This is a genomic window from Lysobacter sp. GCM10012299 (assembly GCF_042649405.1).
Taxonomy (GTDB): Bacteria; Pseudomonadota; Gammaproteobacteria; order Xanthomonadales; family Xanthomonadaceae; genus Lysobacter_J.
The window spans coordinates 406829-424275 of sequence record NZ_JBHRZC010000003.1 but is presented as its reverse complement, the minus strand read 5'-3'; the positions used below and the strand labels follow the sequence as shown (position 1 = coordinate 424275).

General features: G+C 69.0%; 14 protein-coding genes. 11 read left to right on the top strand and 3 right to left on the bottom strand.

What is annotated here, in order from left to right; genetic code table 11:
• Positions 1-16 precede the first annotated feature (16 nt).
• Genes ACFOPO_RS09905 through ACFOPO_RS09895 form a run of 3 tightly spaced genes read left to right on the top strand, consistent with a single transcriptional unit; the run spans position 17 to position 4034 of the window.
• Positions 17-763, top strand: a complete 747-nt coding sequence (locus tag ACFOPO_RS09905; protein WP_386703038.1) for an NYN domain-containing protein — start codon at positions 17-19, stop codon at positions 761-763.
• Positions 764-819: 56 nt separating this feature from the next.
• Positions 820-1560 carry a protein-L-isoaspartate(D-aspartate) O-methyltransferase gene (locus ACFOPO_RS09900; RefSeq protein ID WP_386703037.1) on the top strand — a complete coding sequence of 247 codons (741 nt, stop codon included), beginning with the start codon at positions 820-822 and terminating at the stop codon, positions 1558-1560.
• A 5-nt stretch (positions 1561-1565) separates the two neighbouring features.
• A complete protein-coding gene (locus ACFOPO_RS09895; RefSeq protein ID WP_386703036.1) occupies positions 1566-4034 on the top strand; it encodes a spermidine synthase in 2469 nt (822 codons plus the stop codon).
• Here the strand turns inward: ACFOPO_RS09895 and ACFOPO_RS09890 are convergent.
• Complete coding sequence (locus tag ACFOPO_RS09890) at positions 4028-6211, bottom strand: primosomal protein N' (RefSeq protein ID WP_386703035.1); 2184 nt, start codon at positions 6209-6211, stop codon at positions 4028-4030. The genes ACFOPO_RS09895 and ACFOPO_RS09890 overlap by 7 nt on opposite strands.
• 460 nt (positions 6212-6671) lie before the next feature.
• On the opposite strand from ACFOPO_RS09890, the gene ACFOPO_RS09885 reads away from it, so the two are divergent.
• Both ACFOPO_RS09885 and ACFOPO_RS09880 read left to right on the top strand, forming a co-directional pair.
• Positions 6672-7688 carry a sigma factor-like helix-turn-helix DNA-binding protein gene (locus tag ACFOPO_RS09885; RefSeq protein WP_386703034.1) on the top strand — a complete coding sequence of 339 codons (1017 nt, stop codon included), beginning with the start codon at positions 6672-6674 and terminating at the stop codon, positions 7686-7688.
• Positions 7678-8304, top strand: coding sequence for a DUF3106 domain-containing protein (locus ACFOPO_RS09880; protein ID WP_386703032.1), 627 nt, complete (start codon positions 7678-7680; stop codon positions 8302-8304). The genes ACFOPO_RS09885 and ACFOPO_RS09880 overlap by 11 nt, the downstream gene beginning before the upstream one ends.
• A gap of 31 nt (positions 8305-8335) precedes the next feature.
• Here the strand turns inward: ACFOPO_RS09880 and ACFOPO_RS09875 are convergent, their stop codons facing one another.
• Positions 8336-9832, bottom strand: a complete 1497-nt coding sequence (locus tag ACFOPO_RS09875) for a DUF3667 domain-containing protein (RefSeq protein WP_386703031.1) — start codon at positions 9830-9832, stop codon at positions 8336-8338.
• Positions 9833-9989: 157 nt separating this feature from the next.
• Between ACFOPO_RS09875 and ACFOPO_RS09870 the strand changes: the two genes are divergently transcribed.
• Positions 9990-11372, top strand: coding sequence for an MATE family efflux transporter (locus ACFOPO_RS09870; protein ID WP_386703030.1), 1383 nt, complete (start codon positions 9990-9992; stop codon positions 11370-11372).
• 136 nt (positions 11373-11508) lie between these two features.
• Positions 11509-13392 (top strand): signal peptide peptidase SppA, encoded by a 1884-nt coding sequence (sppA, locus tag ACFOPO_RS09865; protein WP_386703029.1) that lies wholly within the window; start codon positions 11509-11511, stop codon positions 13390-13392.
• Between the two features lie 67 nt (positions 13393-13459).
• On the opposite strand, the gene ACFOPO_RS09860 is transcribed toward sppA, so the two are convergent.
• Complete coding sequence (locus ACFOPO_RS09860) at positions 13460-13687, bottom strand: hypothetical protein (RefSeq protein ID WP_386703028.1); 228 nt, start codon at positions 13685-13687, stop codon at positions 13460-13462.
• 104 nt (positions 13688-13791) lie between these two features.
• Here ACFOPO_RS09860 and ACFOPO_RS09855 point away from each other — a divergent pair, with 104 nt between their 5' ends.
• The 4 genes from ACFOPO_RS09855 to ACFOPO_RS09840 all read left to right on the top strand — a co-directional run bounded on the left by ACFOPO_RS09855 (position 13792) and on the right by ACFOPO_RS09840 (position 17447).
• Entirely contained in the window at positions 13792-14568 is a 777-nt protein-coding gene (locus ACFOPO_RS09855) for an SDR family oxidoreductase (protein WP_386703027.1), read from the top strand.
• A gap of 213 nt (positions 14569-14781) precedes the next feature.
• Positions 14782-16896, top strand: a complete 2115-nt coding sequence (locus ACFOPO_RS09850; protein ID WP_386703026.1) for a TonB-dependent siderophore receptor — start codon at positions 14782-14784, stop codon at positions 16894-16896.
• A 6-nt stretch (positions 16897-16902) separates the two neighbouring features.
• A complete protein-coding gene (locus tag ACFOPO_RS09845; RefSeq protein ID WP_386703025.1) occupies positions 16903-17184 on the top strand; it encodes a hypothetical protein in 282 nt (93 codons plus the stop codon).
• The gene (locus tag ACFOPO_RS09840) at positions 17184-17447 is read left to right on the top strand and encodes a hypothetical protein (protein WP_386703024.1); all 264 of its coding nucleotides are present in this window, start codon (positions 17184-17186) and stop codon (positions 17445-17447) included. The genes ACFOPO_RS09845 and ACFOPO_RS09840 overlap by 1 nt, the downstream gene beginning before the upstream one ends.

Below are 17447 nucleotides of genomic sequence, written 5' to 3'. Positions count from 1 at the left end.
CGCCAGGAAGCGTGTCATGGCCGAACCCGAGCGCCGCATTGCCCTGCTGATCGACGCCGACAACGCACCGGCGGCCAAGATCGACGTGATCCTGGCCGAGGTGGCGCGCCATGGCGTGGCCAACGTCCGCCGCGCCTACGGCAACTGGAAGAGCCCGCACCTCAAGAGTTGGGAGGCGACGCTGCACGAGTACGCGATCCGGCCGATCCAGCAGTTCGCCTACAGCAGCGGCAAGAACGCCTCCGACATGGCGATGGTCATCGACGCGATGGACCTGCTGTACGCGCGCAACCTCGACGGCTTCGCGATTGTCTCCAGCGATGCCGACTTCACCCCTTTGGTGATGCGGCTGCTTACCGACGGCGTGAAGGTTTATGGCTTCGGCGAGAAGAAGACGCCGCTGCCGTTCGTCAACGCGTGCTCGAAGTTCACCTATCTGGAAGCACTGGTGCAGCCGAGCACCGAGGCCACGGCAGTCACCAACAAGCCACGCACGGCCAAGGAACTGCGCGACGACACCCGCCTGCTGCAGATGCTGCGCAGCGCGGTGGAGTCGGCCAGCGGCGATGACGGCTGGGCGCACCTGGGGCAGGTCGGCCACCAGATCAGCAACCAGGCCTCGTTCGATCCGCGCAATTACGGCTTCCGCAAACTCAGCGACCTGATCGAGGCGACGGGCCTGTTCGAGGTCAATCGCGAGAACCAGATCCTGTGGATCCGGCCCAGGCAGCGGGCCAAAACCAAGGCCGCCAAGAAGGGCTGAGGCCTTCACGCGTCCCTTGCCGAAAGGGTAACGCGGCAACTCCTAGACTCGCCGCCATGCAGGGCGGTGCCACCTTCGTCGGAATCGCGCGCATGGCCGTGCTGGTCGCGGCGCTGTGCGGCACGCCAGCGCACGCACGGCAGGGCGACGCGTACGCGCAGCCGCGGCGGGAGCTGATCGCCGAACTCGAAGTGCAGGCCCGTGCCGATGCCGGCACGACTGCGCGCATCGACCGCGACGTGCTCGATGTGCTCGCCCGCGTGCCACGCCACGACTACGTGCCGGCAAACGAACGCGACCACGCTTACGAGAACCGCCCGCTCGCGATCGGCCACGGCCAGACCATCTCGCAGCCGTACATCGTCGCCCTGATGACCACGCTGGCACGGCCGCGCGCGGGGCAGAAGATCCTCGAGATCGGCACCGGTTCGGGCTACCAGGCGGCGGTGCTGGCGGAGTTCGACGTGCAGGTGTACTCGATCGAGATCATCGCGCCTCTGGCGGAGCAGGCGGCGAAGCGGCTCAAGCGCCATCCCAACGTCACCACGCGCAAGGGCGACGGTTACTACGGCTGGAAGGAGCATGGGCCGTTCGACTCCATCGTCGTGACCGCGGCCGCGTCGTCGATACCACCGCCGCTGCTGGCACAGCTCAAGCCCGGCGGGCGCATGGTCATTCCGGTCGGCAGCAGCTTCTTCACCCAGACACTGATGCTGGTTGAGAAGGATGCGCAGGGGCGCGCACGGACACGGCAGGTGTTGCCGGTGCGGTTCGTGCCGCTGACCGGCGGGCACTGACCCACGTGGCCGGCCGCGTTGCCGTTCCCGATGAAGCCGGCCGGCGATTGCCATTCGCGATCGCGCTGATCTCCGCGGCCGCGCTCGCCTACCAGTTGCTGCTGATGCGCTGGCTCGCGATCGAACACTGGCATCCGTTCGCGGTGATGATCATCAGCCTTGCCCTGCTCGGCCACGGCGCGAGTGGCACCTGGCTTGCGGTGTGGTTGCGCGGGCGCGGCAGCGAGTACCTGGCGCCGCGATTCGAAGGCGTGTTCGTGGCCTGCTCGCTGCTGTTCGCGGTGACTGCGGCATTGGCACTGCTGGCCGCGCGCGCGATTCCGTTCAACGGCCTCGAACTGGTCTGGGATCCGCGCCAGTTGCTGTGGCTGGGTGCGCTCTACCTGGTGCTGGCGGTGCCCTTCTCCTTCGCGGCCAGCTGTTTCGGCCTGGCATTCGCGCGGCATGGCGCGCGCATACCGGCGCTGTACGGCGCCGACCTGATCGGCGCGGGCGTCGGCGCGCTGGTGGCGTTGGCGCTGGCGTGGCTGCCAACCGGGCGCGGCCTCGTGCTGGCGGCACTGGGCGGGGTCTGGGCGGCGTTCCTGGTCTCGCGGGTCAACTGGCGGCGGATCGTGGCGCTGCTGGTGGCGGTCCTTCTGGTGGCATTGATCCCCGCCAAAGTGCTGCTGCCGCAACCCAACCCGTACAAAGGACTGAGCAAGGCGCTGCTGCTGCCGCAGGCGCATGTGGCCGCGCAACGCTGGGGACCGTATGGCTGGATGGCGGTGCTCGACAGCCCGCAGGTGCCACTGCGCTATGCGCCCGGGATGAGCCTGGTCTTCGCGGGGGAGCCGCCGGCCCAGCGCGGTCTGTTCACCGATGGCGATGGCTTGTCGGTGATCACCCACCGCACCGGTGCGCCGCCGCGCGAATGGCTCGATTCGATGACGTCGGCCTTGCCGTACCACGCTCGACAGCCGCGGTCGGTGCTGGTGCTGGGCGCCGGCGGCGGCATGGACGTACTGCAGGCGCTGGCGTTGGGTGCCGGCCGCGTCGATGCGGTCGAGTTGTCCGCGCAACGGCTGGCAATGGTGCGGGACGACGAAGCCCACTACTCCGGACAGCTCTATCGCGATCCGCGCGTGCGAACCGTCGTGGCCGAACCGCGTGCCCATGTGCGCGCTGACCGGAGGCAACACGATCTCATCGTGCTGGCCGGCGGCGAATCGTTCGCCAGCGGCGGCGCAGGCGTGCAGTCGGCGAGCGAGCAGTACGCGCTGACCGTCGAAGCGATGGGCGACTACCTCGCGCGACTGTCGCCAACGGGAACGATCGTCATCACGCGCTGGAGCAAGCAGCCACCGCGCGATGAACTCAAGCTGGTGGCGACGATGGCCAGGGCGCTGCGTTTGCAGGGCGTCGCCATGCCGTCCCAGTACATCGCCGCGATCCGCAACTGGGATGCGAGCACCTGGCTGCTGTCGCGGCGACCTTTCACGCTGGCCGAAGTCGCGGCGATGGCGAAGTTCGCGGAGGCACGCGGATTCGATGCAGTGCAGCTCCCTGGCGTCCGGATCGATCCGGCGAACAATCTTCACGTCCTCGATCCACCGTACCTGTTCGATGGCACACATGCCTTGCTGTCGCCGCGCGCGGAGCAGTACATCGACGACTACAAGTTCATGATCGAGCCTGCCAGCGACGACCGCCCGTACTTCGGTCACTACTTCCGCTGGCGCAGCCTGCCGGAGCTGTGGAAGCTGCGCGGGGAGGGCAGTGCGGTGCTGCTCGATTCGGGCTATCTGCTGCTGGTGGCGGCGCTGCTGCAGGCACTGCCGTTGGCCTTGCTGCTGGTGCTGCTGCCGCTGCGGGTGCTGGCGCGTGGCGTCACCTCGCAACCCGTTGCACTCTCGCGCACCCGTGCCGCGGCCTACTTCACCGCGCTGGGCCTGGCATTCCTGCTGATCGAGATCGCGACGCTGTCGCGGTTGACGTTGCTGGTGGGGCATCCGTTGCTGGCGGCCACCGCGGGGCTCGCTGGCGTGCTGTTGTTCGCCGGAGCGGGCAGCCTGCAGGCGCAGCAATGGCTCGCGCGGCATGACGCGTCGCCGCAGGCCATCGCACTGCGCATACGCTGGGCGGTTCGCGCGATTGCCCTGGGGCTGCTGTGGCAGCTGGCGATGTTCGCCATCACCATGGAGTTCGCTGCGTCATGGCCGCCGGCGGCGCGCACGCTGCTCGGACTCGTCGGCATCGCGCCGATGGCGTTCGCGATGGGGATGCCGTTCCCGCTGGGGCTGGCGCGGCTGGCACGCTCGGCGCCCGGGTTCGTGCCGTGGGCCTGGGGGCTCAACGGTTGTGCTTCGGTATTGGCGGCGATCCTGGCGCTGTTGCTGGCAATGGCGTTCGGCCTGCGCGCGACGTTGCTGGTGGCGCTGGTGCTCTATGTGTTCGCGGCGTGGGTCTGGCCGGTGAAGGCGAGCGATCAGTAGAGATCGACCGGGTCGACGTCCAGCGACCAGCGCACCTTGCGTGCATCGGGCAATGCATGGATTGCCGGCATCGCGGCATCCAGCGCCGAATGCAGGGTGCGGCGATCCGCAGCCGACAGCAGCAACTGCGCGCGCTGGTAGCCGGCGCGACGCGGCATCGGCGCCGGCAGCGGACCGTGCAGGTCGAGTGCGGCGCCGGTGTCGTGCAGGATCGCGCGCGCTGCACGCAGGAAGGCTTCGCAGGCTTCGGTCTGCTTGGCTTCGGCGCGAATCATCGCCAGGTGCGCGAACGGCGGGAATCCGGCGGCCTCGCGCTGCGCCAGTTCTTCCTCGGCGAATGCGGAATAGCCACCGGTCAGCAGCGTCGCCAGCAACGGATGCCCGGGATGGTGCGTCTGCAGCAGCACTTCGCCGCGGCGTTCGGCGCGGCCGGCGCGGCCGGCGACCTGGATCAGCAACTGCGCGAGCTTTTCAGGTGCGCGGAAGTCGGCGGAGAACAACCCCTCGTCGATGCCGACCACGGCCACCAGCGTCAGCTGCGGCAGGTCATGGCCCTTGGCCAGCATCTGCGTCCCGACCAGGATGCCGCGCTGCGTGCCGAATCGCGCCAGGTGCTGTTCCAGCGCGTCGCGATGCTGGGTGGTGCCGCGATCGATGCGCAGCACAGGGACGTCCGGGAAACGCGCGGCCAAGGCTTCTTCGATGCGTTCGGTGCCTGCGCCCTGTGCCTGCAGCGCCAAGCCGCCACAGTCCGGGCAGGCATTGGGCACCGGCCGGCGTGCGCCGCAGTGATGGCACTGCAAACGCCGGCCGCCGGCGTGCACGGTCATGGGCGAATCACATCGCTGGCACTGCGCGCTCCAGCCGCAGTCGTGGCAGAGCAGCACGGGTGCATAGCCGCGGCGGTTCTTGAACACCAACACCTGGCCGTCGGCATCGAGCGCACGGCCGATCGTGTCCAGCAGTTCCTGCGACAGGCCTGCTTCCAGCGGGCGCTTGCGCACGTCGCACACGCGCACGCTGGGTGGCTGCGCATCGCCGGCGCGCTCGCGCAGGCGCAGGTGCGTGTAGCGACCGGTCTGGGCGTTGCGCAGGGTTTCCAGCGACGGCGTCGCGCTGCCCATCAACACCGGAATGCCGAGGGTCTTGCCGCGCACCAGGGCGAAATCGCGGGCGTGGTAACGGATGCCGTCGAGCTGCTTGAAGCTGCCGTCGTGTTCTTCGTCGATGACGATGAGGCCGGCGTCGGGCATCGGCAGGAACACCGCCGAGCGCGTGCCGACCACCACCCGCGCCTCGCCGCGGGCGAAGGCGGCCCAGGTGCGGGCGCGCTCGGCGTCGCCCAGCCCCGAGTGCAGGGCGTGCACCGGCACGCCGAGGCGGGCGCGGAACCGCGCCAGGGTCTGCGGCGTCAGGCCGATCTCGGGCACCAGCACCAGCGCCTGGCGCCCGCGCGCGAGGCAATCGGCGATGGCGTGCAGGTAGACCTCGGTCTTGCCGCTGCCGGTGACGCCGTCGAGCAGCAGGGCGGCGAATCCGTCGCGGCTGGCGAGCACGGCATCGACCGCTGCCTGCTGTTCGCCATTGAGCGTGGGGCCCGGCCGCGGCACCGGCGCCTTCGACGTCACCGGTATGGCGATGCGTTCGGCGAGCTCGCGCTTGGCGAGTGCCCGGGCGGCGCTGCGCCAGTCACCGAGCTCGTCGTCGAGGGTGTCTTCGTCGCAGGCACCGTCCTGCAGCCGGTCCGCCAGGCGTCGTGGCTTGCCGGCGCGCAGGCGCTCGCGCGCCGTCTGCCCGGCCTCGGTCAGCTGCCAGGCCCAGGCGTGGGTATCGGGCAACGCCTCGCCGCGACGCAGGGTGGCCGGCAACGCGGTCGCCAGTACCTCGCCCAGCGGGGCATGGGTGTAACGCGCCAGCCAGCGCAGCGATTCGAGCAGCTCGCCGTGGAACACCGGTTGTGGATCCAGGCGGGCCAGGGCGTGCTTGAGCTGCGGCGCGTCGTCGCCCGCGGCGCCGACGTCGGCAATGACGCCGACCAGCTCGCGGCTGCCGAACGGCACCCGCACCCGGCTGCCGACGTCGCCCGCGCCCGCCGCCTCGCCCGCGGGTGGCAGGTAGTCGAACAGGCGGGGCAGGGGCAGCGGCAGGGCCAGTCGCCAGACTGGCGAATCAGGCATCGGGGCATCGGGCATCGGCGCAGTCTACCGAGGGCGAGGGCGCCCATGGCAGGTCGGGAAAGTTGCGCGGCATTGCTCGCCGCTCTGTGACAAAAGTCACGCAAGTGATGGATGTAAAAGGCAATTGGGCCTTATCCACATCGCCTGTGGATAAATCTGTGCATGGTGTGTCGGCAGATTGGTCCGACTACACAAAAATAAGCCTTGCGGCCACGTTGGTGAAAAAAGTGCCAACGCGGTTATTCTGTTTTGAATCAATCGGTTAACTGTGAAACATCGCTGTCATGCGGTCCCGGGGCGGGGTCGGGCGTCCCGGCGTGACGATTCCATTACTGCTGTGCACAACCGCTTTTCGGGTGCAGGCCGCGTCCTGCTTCGCGGAGCACGTGTTAGCGCGTTGTCAAGCAGTTTTGTGGCATGTCGGCATCGCTATGATGCGGGGCATGGTGATGCAGTCCCGATGAGCGTTTCTTCCCCCTCCCACAACCCGTCTCCGCCCCCCGCACTGTCCGCGTTCCTGCGCGGCGTGGAGCGCCGTGGCGCGGTCCTGGCCGAACTCCAGGCCGGCGATGCCGGCCTCGGCGATGCCGCGCTGGCGGCGGCGATGCGCCAGTTCCGCGACGAGGCCGAGTCGCTGGCGATGCCGGCCTGGCCGACCCGGTTCTGGAGCCTGCTGCTGGCCCAGCCGCAGCTACGCAACCGCACCGCGGTGGCCTTGCCGATCGACGTCACCGATCGCCTCGGCGAGCTCGGCAGCGGCCCGCGTGCGGCGTTGCTGCTGCGGGTCGCCGCCGGGCTGTCGGAAGAGGAGGGCGCCGCCGTGCTGGGCGTGTCCCAGCCCAGCTTCCGCCTGGCGCTGCAGCGGGCCTTGCCGCACCACGAGGACGGCCGTGCCGACCCGGAGGCGTGGCAGCGGCTGCGCGAACAGATCCATCGCCGCATCAAGACCCTGCCGGCCGACCGCCTGGTGCGGCTCAGCGCTGCCCGCGACGCGGTGATGCGCGGCCCGGCATCGGCATCGGCCTCGTCGTCCGACGTGGCGGCTGCGGCGCGACCACGCCGGCGCTGGCTGATGGCCTCGCTCTGGGGCTTGCTGGCGGCGTGCGTGCTGGCCCTGGTGGCGAGCTTCATCTGGCCCGACCTGCTCACGCCCTGGCAGCGCGCGCTTGGCCTGGAGCCGGGCGTGAAACGCGTCCGCGTGGAACCCTTGCCGGAAGGCGACGAGCCCGCCGCGCGCTACTCCGCCGACACCGCCCTGATTGCCCACCGCGACTTCGACCTGCTGGCCGATCCCCAGGCGCAGGCCGATGCCCGCGATCTCGAGTTCCACAGCTGGTTCGCCGCGCAGCAGGCCGCCGGCGTGACCGTGCCGACGCCGCCCAGCGACGTGCCGCCGGCCGACTCGATTCCACCGACAGCGACCGCCGCCCCGCAGGCCGACAGCGAGACCGAGACGGAGTCGTCCGATGCGCCGTAATCGCGGTTTGATTTCCCTGGCGTCGCTATTGTTCGTGGCCTCGGCCGCGGCGACCCCGCCCGACCTGCGCGATGCCATGGCGAAGCTGCCACCGGCGGCGCACGCACAACTGCAGCGGCAATCGCAGCAATGGGAAGCGTGGTCGCCGCAGCAGCGGCAGGACTACGCCCGCCGCGTCGCGCAATGGGATGCGTTGCCGCGCAGTGAACGCGATGCGATCCGCGAGCGCTACCAGGCCTGGCGCGCGCTACCGGCGCAGGAGCAGGTCCGCATCCAGGCCGCCGCCACGCAGCTGGCGACGATGCCGGTCGAGCAGCAGCGGGCCTGGCGGGCGCAGTTCGACGCGCTCGATCGCAGCGAGCGCCGCGGCTGGTTGCTCGGGCCGACGATGGGCGGCGACTACGCGATGCTGCAGCCGCTGCTGGCGCAGGTGCCGGAGCAGGAACACGCAGCGCTGATGCAGGCGCTGCGGGCGATGACGGCACAGCAGCGCAAGGACCTGGGCGTGCTGGCCCAGCGCACCCCGCCGACCCGGCGCGACGCGCTGCGCCGCGGCCTGCTGGCCGCCGGTGCCGACGGACGCGGCGACTGGCTGTGGCAGCAGATGCAGCACTGAGGCATCAGTGCTGCACTGACGGCGTCGAACCTTACATCCGCACCAGGCTCGCCAGCGCGAGGAACGTCGCGGCGAAGGCGAGTAGCACGAAGTACAGGTTGCCAATCACCAGGTAGCGCAGCACGGTCACCGGCCAGCCGTTGCGGTACACGCGCTTCTGCATCAGCAGCAGGTAGACCGGCAGCCACATCCACAGCAGCGTGATGAGGATGCCGCTGATCCAGCCGTAGCCGTCCCAATGGGGCGAGATCGCATTGTCCAGCGCGATCAGGATGAAGAACGCCAGCATCGTCAGGCACATGTAGGCGTGGCTGTAGAGCGCGATGACCAGGTGTTCCAGGTACAGCCGGCCCGAGCCCAGGTAAGCGAGCTTGAGCAGCAACGCGAACACCGGCACCAGCAGGAACAGCGCCGACGGCACCGCGGCCAGCAGCGCGCGCACCCACAGCCCCGGATCCTTCTGCGCGCGCGAGACGTTCTCGCGGCCGTGCGCGATCTGGCGGTTGATCCAGTGGTTGAAGAACGCCGGCGCCCAGCTGAAGGTCAGTGGGTTGGTTTCCTCGTCCCAGGGTTCCTCGCTGCCAAACAGGGTCAGGCGGTCGTAGCAGTCGGGGTCGCCGTAGATGCGCGCGTCCTCGGATTCCTTGCGCACGCGGTCGCCTTCGGTGCTGGTCGCGTCGGCGATCTGCAGCTGCGCGGCGCGACAGCCGGCGGCGATGTTGATCTCGCGGATCTCGTTGAGCTCATGGCGACGCGCGGCCGCGGCCGAGGCCGGCAAGGACGCCAGCTTGACGTGGTGCGGCGCCAGGCGCTCGTCGCGCAGGCGCTGCAGTGTCGTCAGGTCGGCGGCCTTCTCGAGGGTCTGCTTGGCCGTTTCCATCGCGGCGGCGGCGCGTTGTGCGCCGTCGGCCTTGGCGGCGGCGATCTGTTCGCCGCTCATGCCCCTCTCGCGGCCGATGGCGTCGATGCGGCGGTCGGCGGCGCGGTTGACGTCCTCGGCGGCAACATCGATCGCCTTGCGCGCGTGCAGCAGCACCGCCGGGATCGCCTCGCGCGCCTCGGCCAGGTCGGCCAGGTTCTTGCGACGGATCTGTTCGACGTCGGCGATGCTGCCGGCCTTGGCGAAGGCTTTGGACTGCTTGGCGGCGTTCTTGTCGTTGCTCTGGACGCCGTCCTCGAGCTGCACCATCGGGTTGGCCTTGTCGTTGTTGTCGACATGGATGACCAGTTGCGCGAAGAAGAACGTCACCACGCTCAGCACCAGGAACAGGCGCAGCGGCGCGACGTAGCGCGCGCGTTGTCCGGCGAGGTAGTTGTTGGCGACGCGGCCGGGGAAGATCAGGTCGCGCAGCGTGCGGAAGATGCGGCCGTCGAGGTGCCAGAACGACTCGAACACTTCCTCCAGCGCATGCCCGGCATCGCGCACCGGATTGACCACCGACTGCCCGCAGTCATGGCAGTAATGGCCCTCGAGCTGCGCATTGCAGTTCTCGCAATGGCTGGGAATGTCGTGTCCTGTTGCGCTCATCAGATGCTTCCCTCTCCCCTGGGTGCCACGGCATGTGCAGGCCATGGCAACGAGCTGTTCAGATCAAGCCGCTAAGATAGCGGCCCGCCGCGACCCGGCGCCAGCGCCCGACATCGGATTCGGTCGCGCGGCCGCAGTCGTGCGTCTGGTTGTAACGATGTCCCCGCCTTCTTCCCTCGCCATTCCCGCCCGCAAGGGGCTGCTCGGCGAAGTCCGCACCACCGCCATCCTTGCCGCGCCGCTGGTGGGCGGGCACCTGTCGACGGGCCTGATCGCGTTTGTCGACAACGTCCTGGCCGGCCACCACGGCACCACCACGCTGGCCTCGGTCACGATTGGTACTGCTCTGTGGTGGCTGCCGATGATGGTGCCGATCGGCACGCTGCTGTCGGTGCCGCCGTCGGTGTCGCAGCTCGACGGTGCCGGCCAGCGCGAGCAGATCGGCGCGCTGTTCCGCCAGGCGCTGTGGCTGGCGCTCGGGCTGGGGCTGGTGCTGTTCGCGTTCCTGACCTTCATCCCGCACGCACTGGGGCCGATGGGCATCACCGCCGAGATCATCCCCGGCGCCACGGCCTTCCTGCATGGCATCCGCTGGGGCGTGGTGGCGCTGACGCTGTTCTTCTGCATGCGCTACCTCAGCGAAGGCCTGCACTGGACCTTGCCGACCCTGGTGCTCAGTGCCGGCGGCCTGCTGGTGCTGCTGCCGGTGGGCTATGTGCTCACCTTCGGCAAGTTCGGCTTCCCGGAGATGGGCGCGGGCGGCCTCGGCGTGGCGTCGGCGATGATGCTGTGGATGCAGGCGATTGGTTTCGCCATCGTGCTGTGGCGGTCGAAGCGTTTCGCCGACCTCAAGCTGTTCGAGCGCTTCGACCTGCCCGAGTGGTCGATCATCCGCGGCCTGCTCGCCACCGGCCTGCCGATTGGCGTGACGGTGCTGATGGAGGGTGGGCTGTTCATCGCCACCGCGCTGCTGATGGGACGCCTGGGCGAAGTTCCGGCGGCCGCGCACCAGATCGCGATCAACCTGGCGTCGTTGTGCTTCATGGTGCCGATGGGCCTGGCCGAGGCCACCACCGTGCGCGTCGGCCACGCGCTGGGCCGTGGCGATTTCGCCGGCGTGCGCCGTGCCGCCTACGCCGGCTACGCGATCGTGATCGGCACGCAGCTGTTCTCCGGCCTGGTGTTGCTGACCGGCAACGACCTGCTGGTCAGCTTCTATACCGCCGATGCGGCGGTGGCGACGCTGGCCGCCTCGCTGCTGCTGTACGCGGCGGCGTTCCAGTTCCCCGACGGCGTGCAGGTCCTGTCGGCCGGCGCATTGCGCGGGCTCAAGGACACGCGCGTGCCGATGCTGCTTGCGGCGATGGCCTACTGGGGCATCGGCATGCCGCTCGGCGCCGGCCTCGGGCTCGGACTGGGCTGGGGCCCGAAGGGCATGTGGATCGGCCTGATCGCTGGCCTGACCGTCGCCGCGCTGCTGCTGTGCAGCCGCTTCCTGCGCTCGAGCCAGCCCGACCGGCTGGTCATGCGCGGCCCGTGAACCCGCGGCGACCGGCCGCGGTCACGCCTCACCTACACCCGCATCACGCCGATGGCCGTCAGGGCGTGTTACGAATGGCGGGTGATTTCCATGCCACCCGCGTTTAGGCTGGAAACGTAAGCCAGGAGCCTTTGCAATGAACGATACGTCCCGTCGTGGCCCGATCGCCCGTTTCTTCGTCGGGTTGTGGGATGCGATGAATTTCACCCGCCGGTTGGTCCTCAACCTGGTGTTCTTCTTCCTGCTGTTCCTCTTCCTCGCGATCATGCTGTCGGGCCCGCGGGTCAAGCCGATGCTCGACCGCACCACGCTGGTCATCGCGCCGGAAGGCACCCTCGTCGAGCAGTACAGCAGCGATCCGCTGACGCGCGCGCTGGGCAAGGCGGTGGGCGAGCGCGGCGGTGAAGTGCAGCTGCGTGACCTGGTGCGCGCACTCGATGCCGCCCGCGAGGACAAGCGCATTGAGCGCGTCGTGCTCGACCTGGACAAGCTCGAGGCCGGCGGCTTCGCCTCGCTGCGCGAAGTCGCGCAGGCCGTGGCGCGGGTCAAGGCCAGTGGCAAGCAGGTCGTCGCGTTCGCCGAGATGATGGACCAGAAGCAGTACCTGCTGGCCGCGCAGGCCAACGAGGTCTACCTCGACCCGATGGGCGGGATGCTGCTGGAAGGCCTCGGCCGCTATCGCACCTATTACCGCCAGGGCCTGCAGGACAAGCTCGGCGTCGACGTGCACCTGTTCAAGGTCGGCGAGTACAAGTCGGCGGCGGAACCTTACGTGCTCGATGCGGCGTCGCCGGAGGCGAAGGAAGCCGACCTGTTCTGGATGAACGACGTATGGCAGCGCTACCTCGGCGACGTCGCCAAGGCGCGCAAGCTGGATGTCGCGCAGCTGTCGCAGGGCATCGAGCAGATGCCGGTCGGCATCGCCAGCGCCCAGGGCGACCTGGCCAAGTTCGCTTTGCAGACCAAGCTGGTCGACGGCCTGAAGACGCGCGAGGAGGTCGACGACCTGCTGGTGCAGCGTGGCGTTGCCGACGACGATGCCGAAGGCGGTTTCCGCCAGGCCTCGCTCGACGAATACCTGGTGCAGCTCGACAGCGGCCTGGGCGCGGTCGACCTGCGTCGCCCGCAGGTTGCCGTGATCGTCGCCGAAGGCGAGATCCAGGGTGGCGAGCAGCCGCCGGGCACCGTCGGCGGCGTGTCCACCGCGGCCCTGCTGCGCGAAGCACGCGACGACGACAACGTGAAGGCCGTGGTGCTGCGTGTCGACTCGCCGGGCGGTGAAGTGTTCGCCTCCGAGCAGATCCGCCGCGAAGTGGTCGGGCTGAAGAAGGCCGGCAAGCCGGTGTCGGTGTCGATGGGCGACCTGGCCGCTTCGGGCGGCTACTGGATCTCGATGGACGCCGACCGCATCTATGCCGATGCCTCGACGATCACTGGTTCGATCGGCATCTTCGGCCTGATCCCGACCATCCCGCGTGCACTCGACAAGATCGGCGTGCATTCCGACGGCGTCGGCACCACGCGCTTCGCCGGTGCCTTCGACATCACCCGTCCGCTGCAGCCGGAAGTCGGCGAAGTGATCCAGTCGGTGATCAACAAGGGTTACCGCGACTTCACCGGCCGCGTCGCCACGGCCCGCGGCAAGCCGGTCGAACAGGTCGACGCGATCGCCCGCGGTCGCGTCTGGAGCGGCGAGCAGGCCAAGGAACGCGGCCTGGTCGACGAGCTCGGCGGCCTGCAGCAGGCAATCGAGTTCGCCGCCAGCAAGGCCAAGCTCGAGAAGGACAGCTACCACGTGCGCTACATCGAGAAGGCGGCGACGCCGTTCGAGCGCTTCTTCACCGGCTTCATCGGCAGCCGTGCCGGCGCGGCGTGGGTGCGCGAGTCCGACCTCGCCCGCAGCCTGCTGGCCAAGGCTTCGCCGCAGACCGCGGCCGACCTGCGCTTCCTCGAGGGCGCGATCCAGCCGACGCGGGGCGTGCCGGTGAAGGCGCTGGCGTACTGCTTCTGCGGGTTGTAAGCAGGCCTGACGCAGAACGCCCGGCCGAAGCCGGGCGTTTCTGTTTCTGGAGTTCCCGGCGCTACGGTCAGTCGCCGTTGCCCGACTCTGCCGCGTCGATCGCCGCCCGCTGCTGATCGGCCGCCTTCCTGGCGTTTTCATCGGCCGCGCGTGCCTTGTCCAGCGGCGCCTGGATGGCGTCGCGCAACTGCGTCGCCTGCGGTTCCGGCGGGCGGTCCTTTTCCGGCGGCTTCGGCTTGGAGCACCCGGCCAGCAAGGCCAACGCCATCAACGCGCACAGCAGCGATCGCGACATCCGGGCACCCTCGATTGGTCTGGCGGCTATGCTACAGCGGCCGTCGCGCGCGGAGACGTGTCCAACCGCGACCACCTTCACGCAGTGCGATACCGGAGAGCGGCATGGACCCGAAGCGTTGGCGCCTGGACGGACAACTGGCCCTGGTCACCGGCGGCAGTGCCGGCATCGGCCGCGCGATCGCACGCGAGCTGCTCGGCTTCGGTGCCGACGTGCTGCTCGCCGCGCGTGACTCGACTGCGCTGGATGCCGCGCGCGCCGAGCTGGTCGAGGATTTCCCCGAGCGCGACATCCAGGCCTTCGTTGCCGACGTAGCCGACGAGGAGCAGCGCCGCGAGCTGCTCGACTGGGTCGAGGATTTCGGCGAAGGCCTGCACATCCTGGTCAACAACGCCGGTGGCAACGTCAGCAAGGTCGCCACCGACTACACCGAGGACGAGTGGCGGCAGGTGTTCGAGGTGAACGTGTTTTCCGCGTTCGAGCTGTCGCGCTATGCGCATCCCCTGCTGACGCGGCATGCCGCTTCGAGCATCGTCAACGTCGGCAGCGTCTCGGGCATGACCCACGTGCGCACCGGCGCGCCCTACGGCATGAGCAAGGCGGCGATGCACCAGATGACGCGCAACCTCGCGGTGGAGTGGGCCGAGGACGGCATCCGCGTCAACGCGGTGGCGCCGTGGTACATCCGCACCCGCCGCACCTCCGACAAGCTGGCCGATCCGGATTACCTCGACGAGGTGCTGCTGCGCACGCCTCTGGGGCGCATCGGCGAGCCGGAGGAAGTGGCGGCGGCGGTGGCGTTCCTGTGCCTGCCGGCCGCGGGGTATGTCACCGGCGAGTGCATCGCGGTGGACGGCGGATTCCTGCGCTACGGGTTCTGAGGCACGTCGTTCCCGCGCAGGCGGGAACCCATGGACGTTGCGGTCCGCACTGCCACGTCTGCCAAAGCAGATCTACGTCCTTGGATTCCCGCCTGCGCGGGAATGACGAGCAGCCGTTTGCCCTTCGGCTGGTTCGGCCCTTAGAATGCGAATCATTCCCATTCTTGCCGAGCGGGCTGTCCACCGGTTTTCCCGGTGGCCACCGCAACCCACATGCCCCTTCCCCGCGCCGCCGCCGTCTCCCGCCATGCCCTCGCGCTGGCCCTCGCAACCGCCATGGCCGCGCCCGTCGTTGCTGCCGCCCAGGCGGCTTCGCCGTCGGCGACCGATCTCGATTCGGTCGAGGTGCACGCGCCGCTGGCACGCAGCAGCGGCAGCGCGACCAAGACCGATACGCCCCTTCGCGAGATCCCGGCCTCGGTGTCGGTGATCACCGACCAGCAACTGCGCGACCGCGCGGTGCACGGTGCCGAGGAAGCGGTGTGGTTCACCGCCGGCGCCCAGGGCGGCGGCTACGGCCCGGACCCCCGAAGCGACTGGATGCTGGTGCGTGGCTTCACCCCGGCGCGCTACCTCGACGGTCTCGCCCTGGCCGGTGGATCCAACACCGGCATCACCCGCATCGAGCCGTTCGGCCTGGAGCGCATCGAAGTGCTGAAGGGGCCGGCCTCGGTCACCTACGGCGCAATGCCGCCCGGCGGCCTCATCAACTACGTCAGCAAGCGCCCGGTGACCGAGGCGCTGCACGAAGTCGAGCTGCAGGTTGGCAGCTACGACATGGTGCAGGCCGCGTTCGATTTCGGCGGCGCCCTCGGCGGCAGCGGCGAGTGGTCGTACCGGCTCACCGGCGTGGCGCGCAACAGCGATGATGTCGTCGACTACGTCCATGACGACCGCTACTACATCGCGCCGGCGCTGACCTGGAAGCCGGACGAAGCCAACGCGCTGACCCTGTTCGCGCGCTACCAGCGCAACGACACCGTGGCCGGTGGCGGCTTCCTGCCGTCGCAAGGCACGCTGCTGCCGAACCCGAACGGCAAGATCCCGATCAACCGCTACACCGGTGAGCCGGGCTACAACAACTACGACAAGACCATGCAGTCGCTGGGCTGGGAGTACAGCCACGACTTCGGTGGCGGCACCGTGTTCAAGCAGAACGTGCGCTACGGCACCACCGACATCGACCCGGCCGTCACCGTCGGCGCGTTCGGCCTGCTTGCCGACCAGCGCACGCTGTTCCGTTACCTGTGGGCGACCGAGGAAGAAGAGAAGAACACCGGCGTCGACAACCAGCTGACCTTCGCGTTCAACACCGGTCGCGCCCAGCACACGCTGCTCGCCGGCCTGGATTACCGCGATTCGCGCAACGAGTACGCGCAGGCGTTCGCGTTCACCGCGCCGACGCTGGACATCTTCAACCCGGTCTACGGCAGTCCGATCGTCAAGCCCGACTACACCTCGCGCACCGTGCAGGACCAGGACCAGACTGGCCTGTACGTTCAGGACCAGATCAAGCTCGATCGCTGGGTCGTCACCCTCGGCGGTCGCCAGGACTGGGTCGGCACCGACACGCGCGAACTGATCGGTGGCGCCCGCAGCCACCAGAGCGACGACGAGTTCTCCGGTCGCGTCGGCATCAACTACCTGTTCGACAACGGCTTCGCGCCGTACGTGGGCTATTCGCAATCGTTCCAGCCGACCGTCGGCACCGATTTCAACGGCGATGCCTTCGTGCCGACCACCGGCGAGCAGATCGAGGCCGGCGTGAAGTACCAGCCGGCGCACAACCGCGTCCTCGCCACGCTGGCGGTGTACCGCCTGGTGCAGGAGAACACGCTCACCGTCGATCCCAACCACACGCTGTTCTCGGTCCAGCAGGGCGAGACCGAGGTCAATGGCATAGAACTGGAAGGCCGCTGGAACGTCGGCAACGGTTTCAGCGTCTACGGCGCCTACACCTACACCGACTCGGAAGTGACCCGCTCCAACGACCCGCTGTCGCTGGGCAAGGAAATCGCATTGCAGCCCGAGCAGGTCGCATCGCTGGGCGCTGACTACACGATCACCGCCGGTGCCCTCTCGGGCCTGGGCTTCGGTGGCGGCGTGCGTTACACCGGCGAGCATTACGGCGACGCCTACAATCTGTGGCAGACGCCGTCGTACACGCTGTTCGACGCCGCCGTGCACTACGACATTGGCCAATGGCGCCTGCAGCTCAACGCCAACAACCTGACCGACAAGGAATACATCAGCGCCTGCAACAGCGCGGCCTGGTGCTACTACGGCTACCCGCGCACGGTCACCGCGACTGCGCGCTTCCACTGGTAAGGACGCATGGAGACGGGACTGGCATTGTCGGCACTGATCAGCACGCTGCTGTCGGCGCTGGCGCTGTATGCCGGTTCGCGCAACTGCCGCTGGACGCCGCGGCCGAAGCACCCGCATCGCTCCACGCGGATTGGCCTGGCGCTGGCGGTGGTCGGGCTGGTGCTGTGGATGCGCCTGCTGGGCGGCGGCGCCGGTCTGTGCGCGATGCTCGGCACGTGGATGCTGGGGCTGATGGCCTTGCCGTACCTTGCCCTGCGCTCGTCGCCGCAAACCAAAGGGCCGCGCTGATGTGGGGCCGCGCCACCGCCGCAGCGATTCCCGGTTTCCTGCTGTCGGCGGGCGTGACCGGCCTGGTCTGCTGGTTGCTGCCCGGTCCGTGGCAGTCGACGCTGGTGCCTGGCGTCGTCGCCTTCTTCGCGGTGTGGATGGCGGCGATGGCGGTGGCCTTCCAGTTCCGCAATGGCAAGCGTGCATGGGCGTGGTTCGGCGGCGGTGCTGTGGCCAGCCTCGGCGCGCTGTGGCTGTTGCAGACACTGCAGTGGGTGCGCTGA

Bases quoted from the DNA above. Each gene is read 5' to 3' on its own strand.
- ACFOPO_RS09905 (WP_386703038.1), top strand. From the start codon at position 17: ATGGCCGAACCCGAGCGCCGCATTGCCCTGCTGATCGACGCCGACAAC.
- ACFOPO_RS09900 (WP_386703037.1), top strand. From the start codon at position 820: ATGCAGGGCGGTGCCACCTTCGTCGGAATCGCGCGCATGGCCGTGCTG.
- ACFOPO_RS09890 (WP_386703035.1), bottom strand. From the start codon at position 6,211: ATGCCTGATTCGCCAGTCTGGCGACTGGCCCTGCCGCTGCCCCTGCCC.
- ACFOPO_RS09885 (WP_386703034.1), top strand. From the start codon at position 6,672: ATGAGCGTTTCTTCCCCCTCCCACAACCCGTCTCCGCCCCCCGCACTG.
- ACFOPO_RS09880 (WP_386703032.1), top strand. From the start codon at position 7,678: ATGCGCCGTAATCGCGGTTTGATTTCCCTGGCGTCGCTATTGTTCGTG.
- ACFOPO_RS09875 (WP_386703031.1), bottom strand. From the start codon at position 9,832: ATGAGCGCAACAGGACACGACATTCCCAGCCATTGCGAGAACTGCAAT.
- ACFOPO_RS09870 (WP_386703030.1), top strand. From the start codon at position 9,990: ATGTCCCCGCCTTCTTCCCTCGCCATTCCCGCCCGCAAGGGGCTGCTC.
- sppA (WP_386703029.1), top strand. From the start codon at position 11,509: ATGAACGATACGTCCCGTCGTGGCCCGATCGCCCGTTTCTTCGTCGGG.
- ACFOPO_RS09860 (WP_386703028.1), bottom strand. From the start codon at position 13,687: ATGTCGCGATCGCTGCTGTGCGCGTTGATGGCGTTGGCCTTGCTGGCC.
- ACFOPO_RS09855 (WP_386703027.1), top strand. From the start codon at position 13,792: ATGGACCCGAAGCGTTGGCGCCTGGACGGACAACTGGCCCTGGTCACC.
- ACFOPO_RS09850 (WP_386703026.1), top strand. From the start codon at position 14,782: ATGCCCCTTCCCCGCGCCGCCGCCGTCTCCCGCCATGCCCTCGCGCTG.
- ACFOPO_RS09845 (WP_386703025.1), top strand. From the start codon at position 16,903: ATGGAGACGGGACTGGCATTGTCGGCACTGATCAGCACGCTGCTGTCG.
- ACFOPO_RS09840 (WP_386703024.1), top strand. From the start codon at position 17,184: ATGTGGGGCCGCGCCACCGCCGCAGCGATTCCCGGTTTCCTGCTGTCG.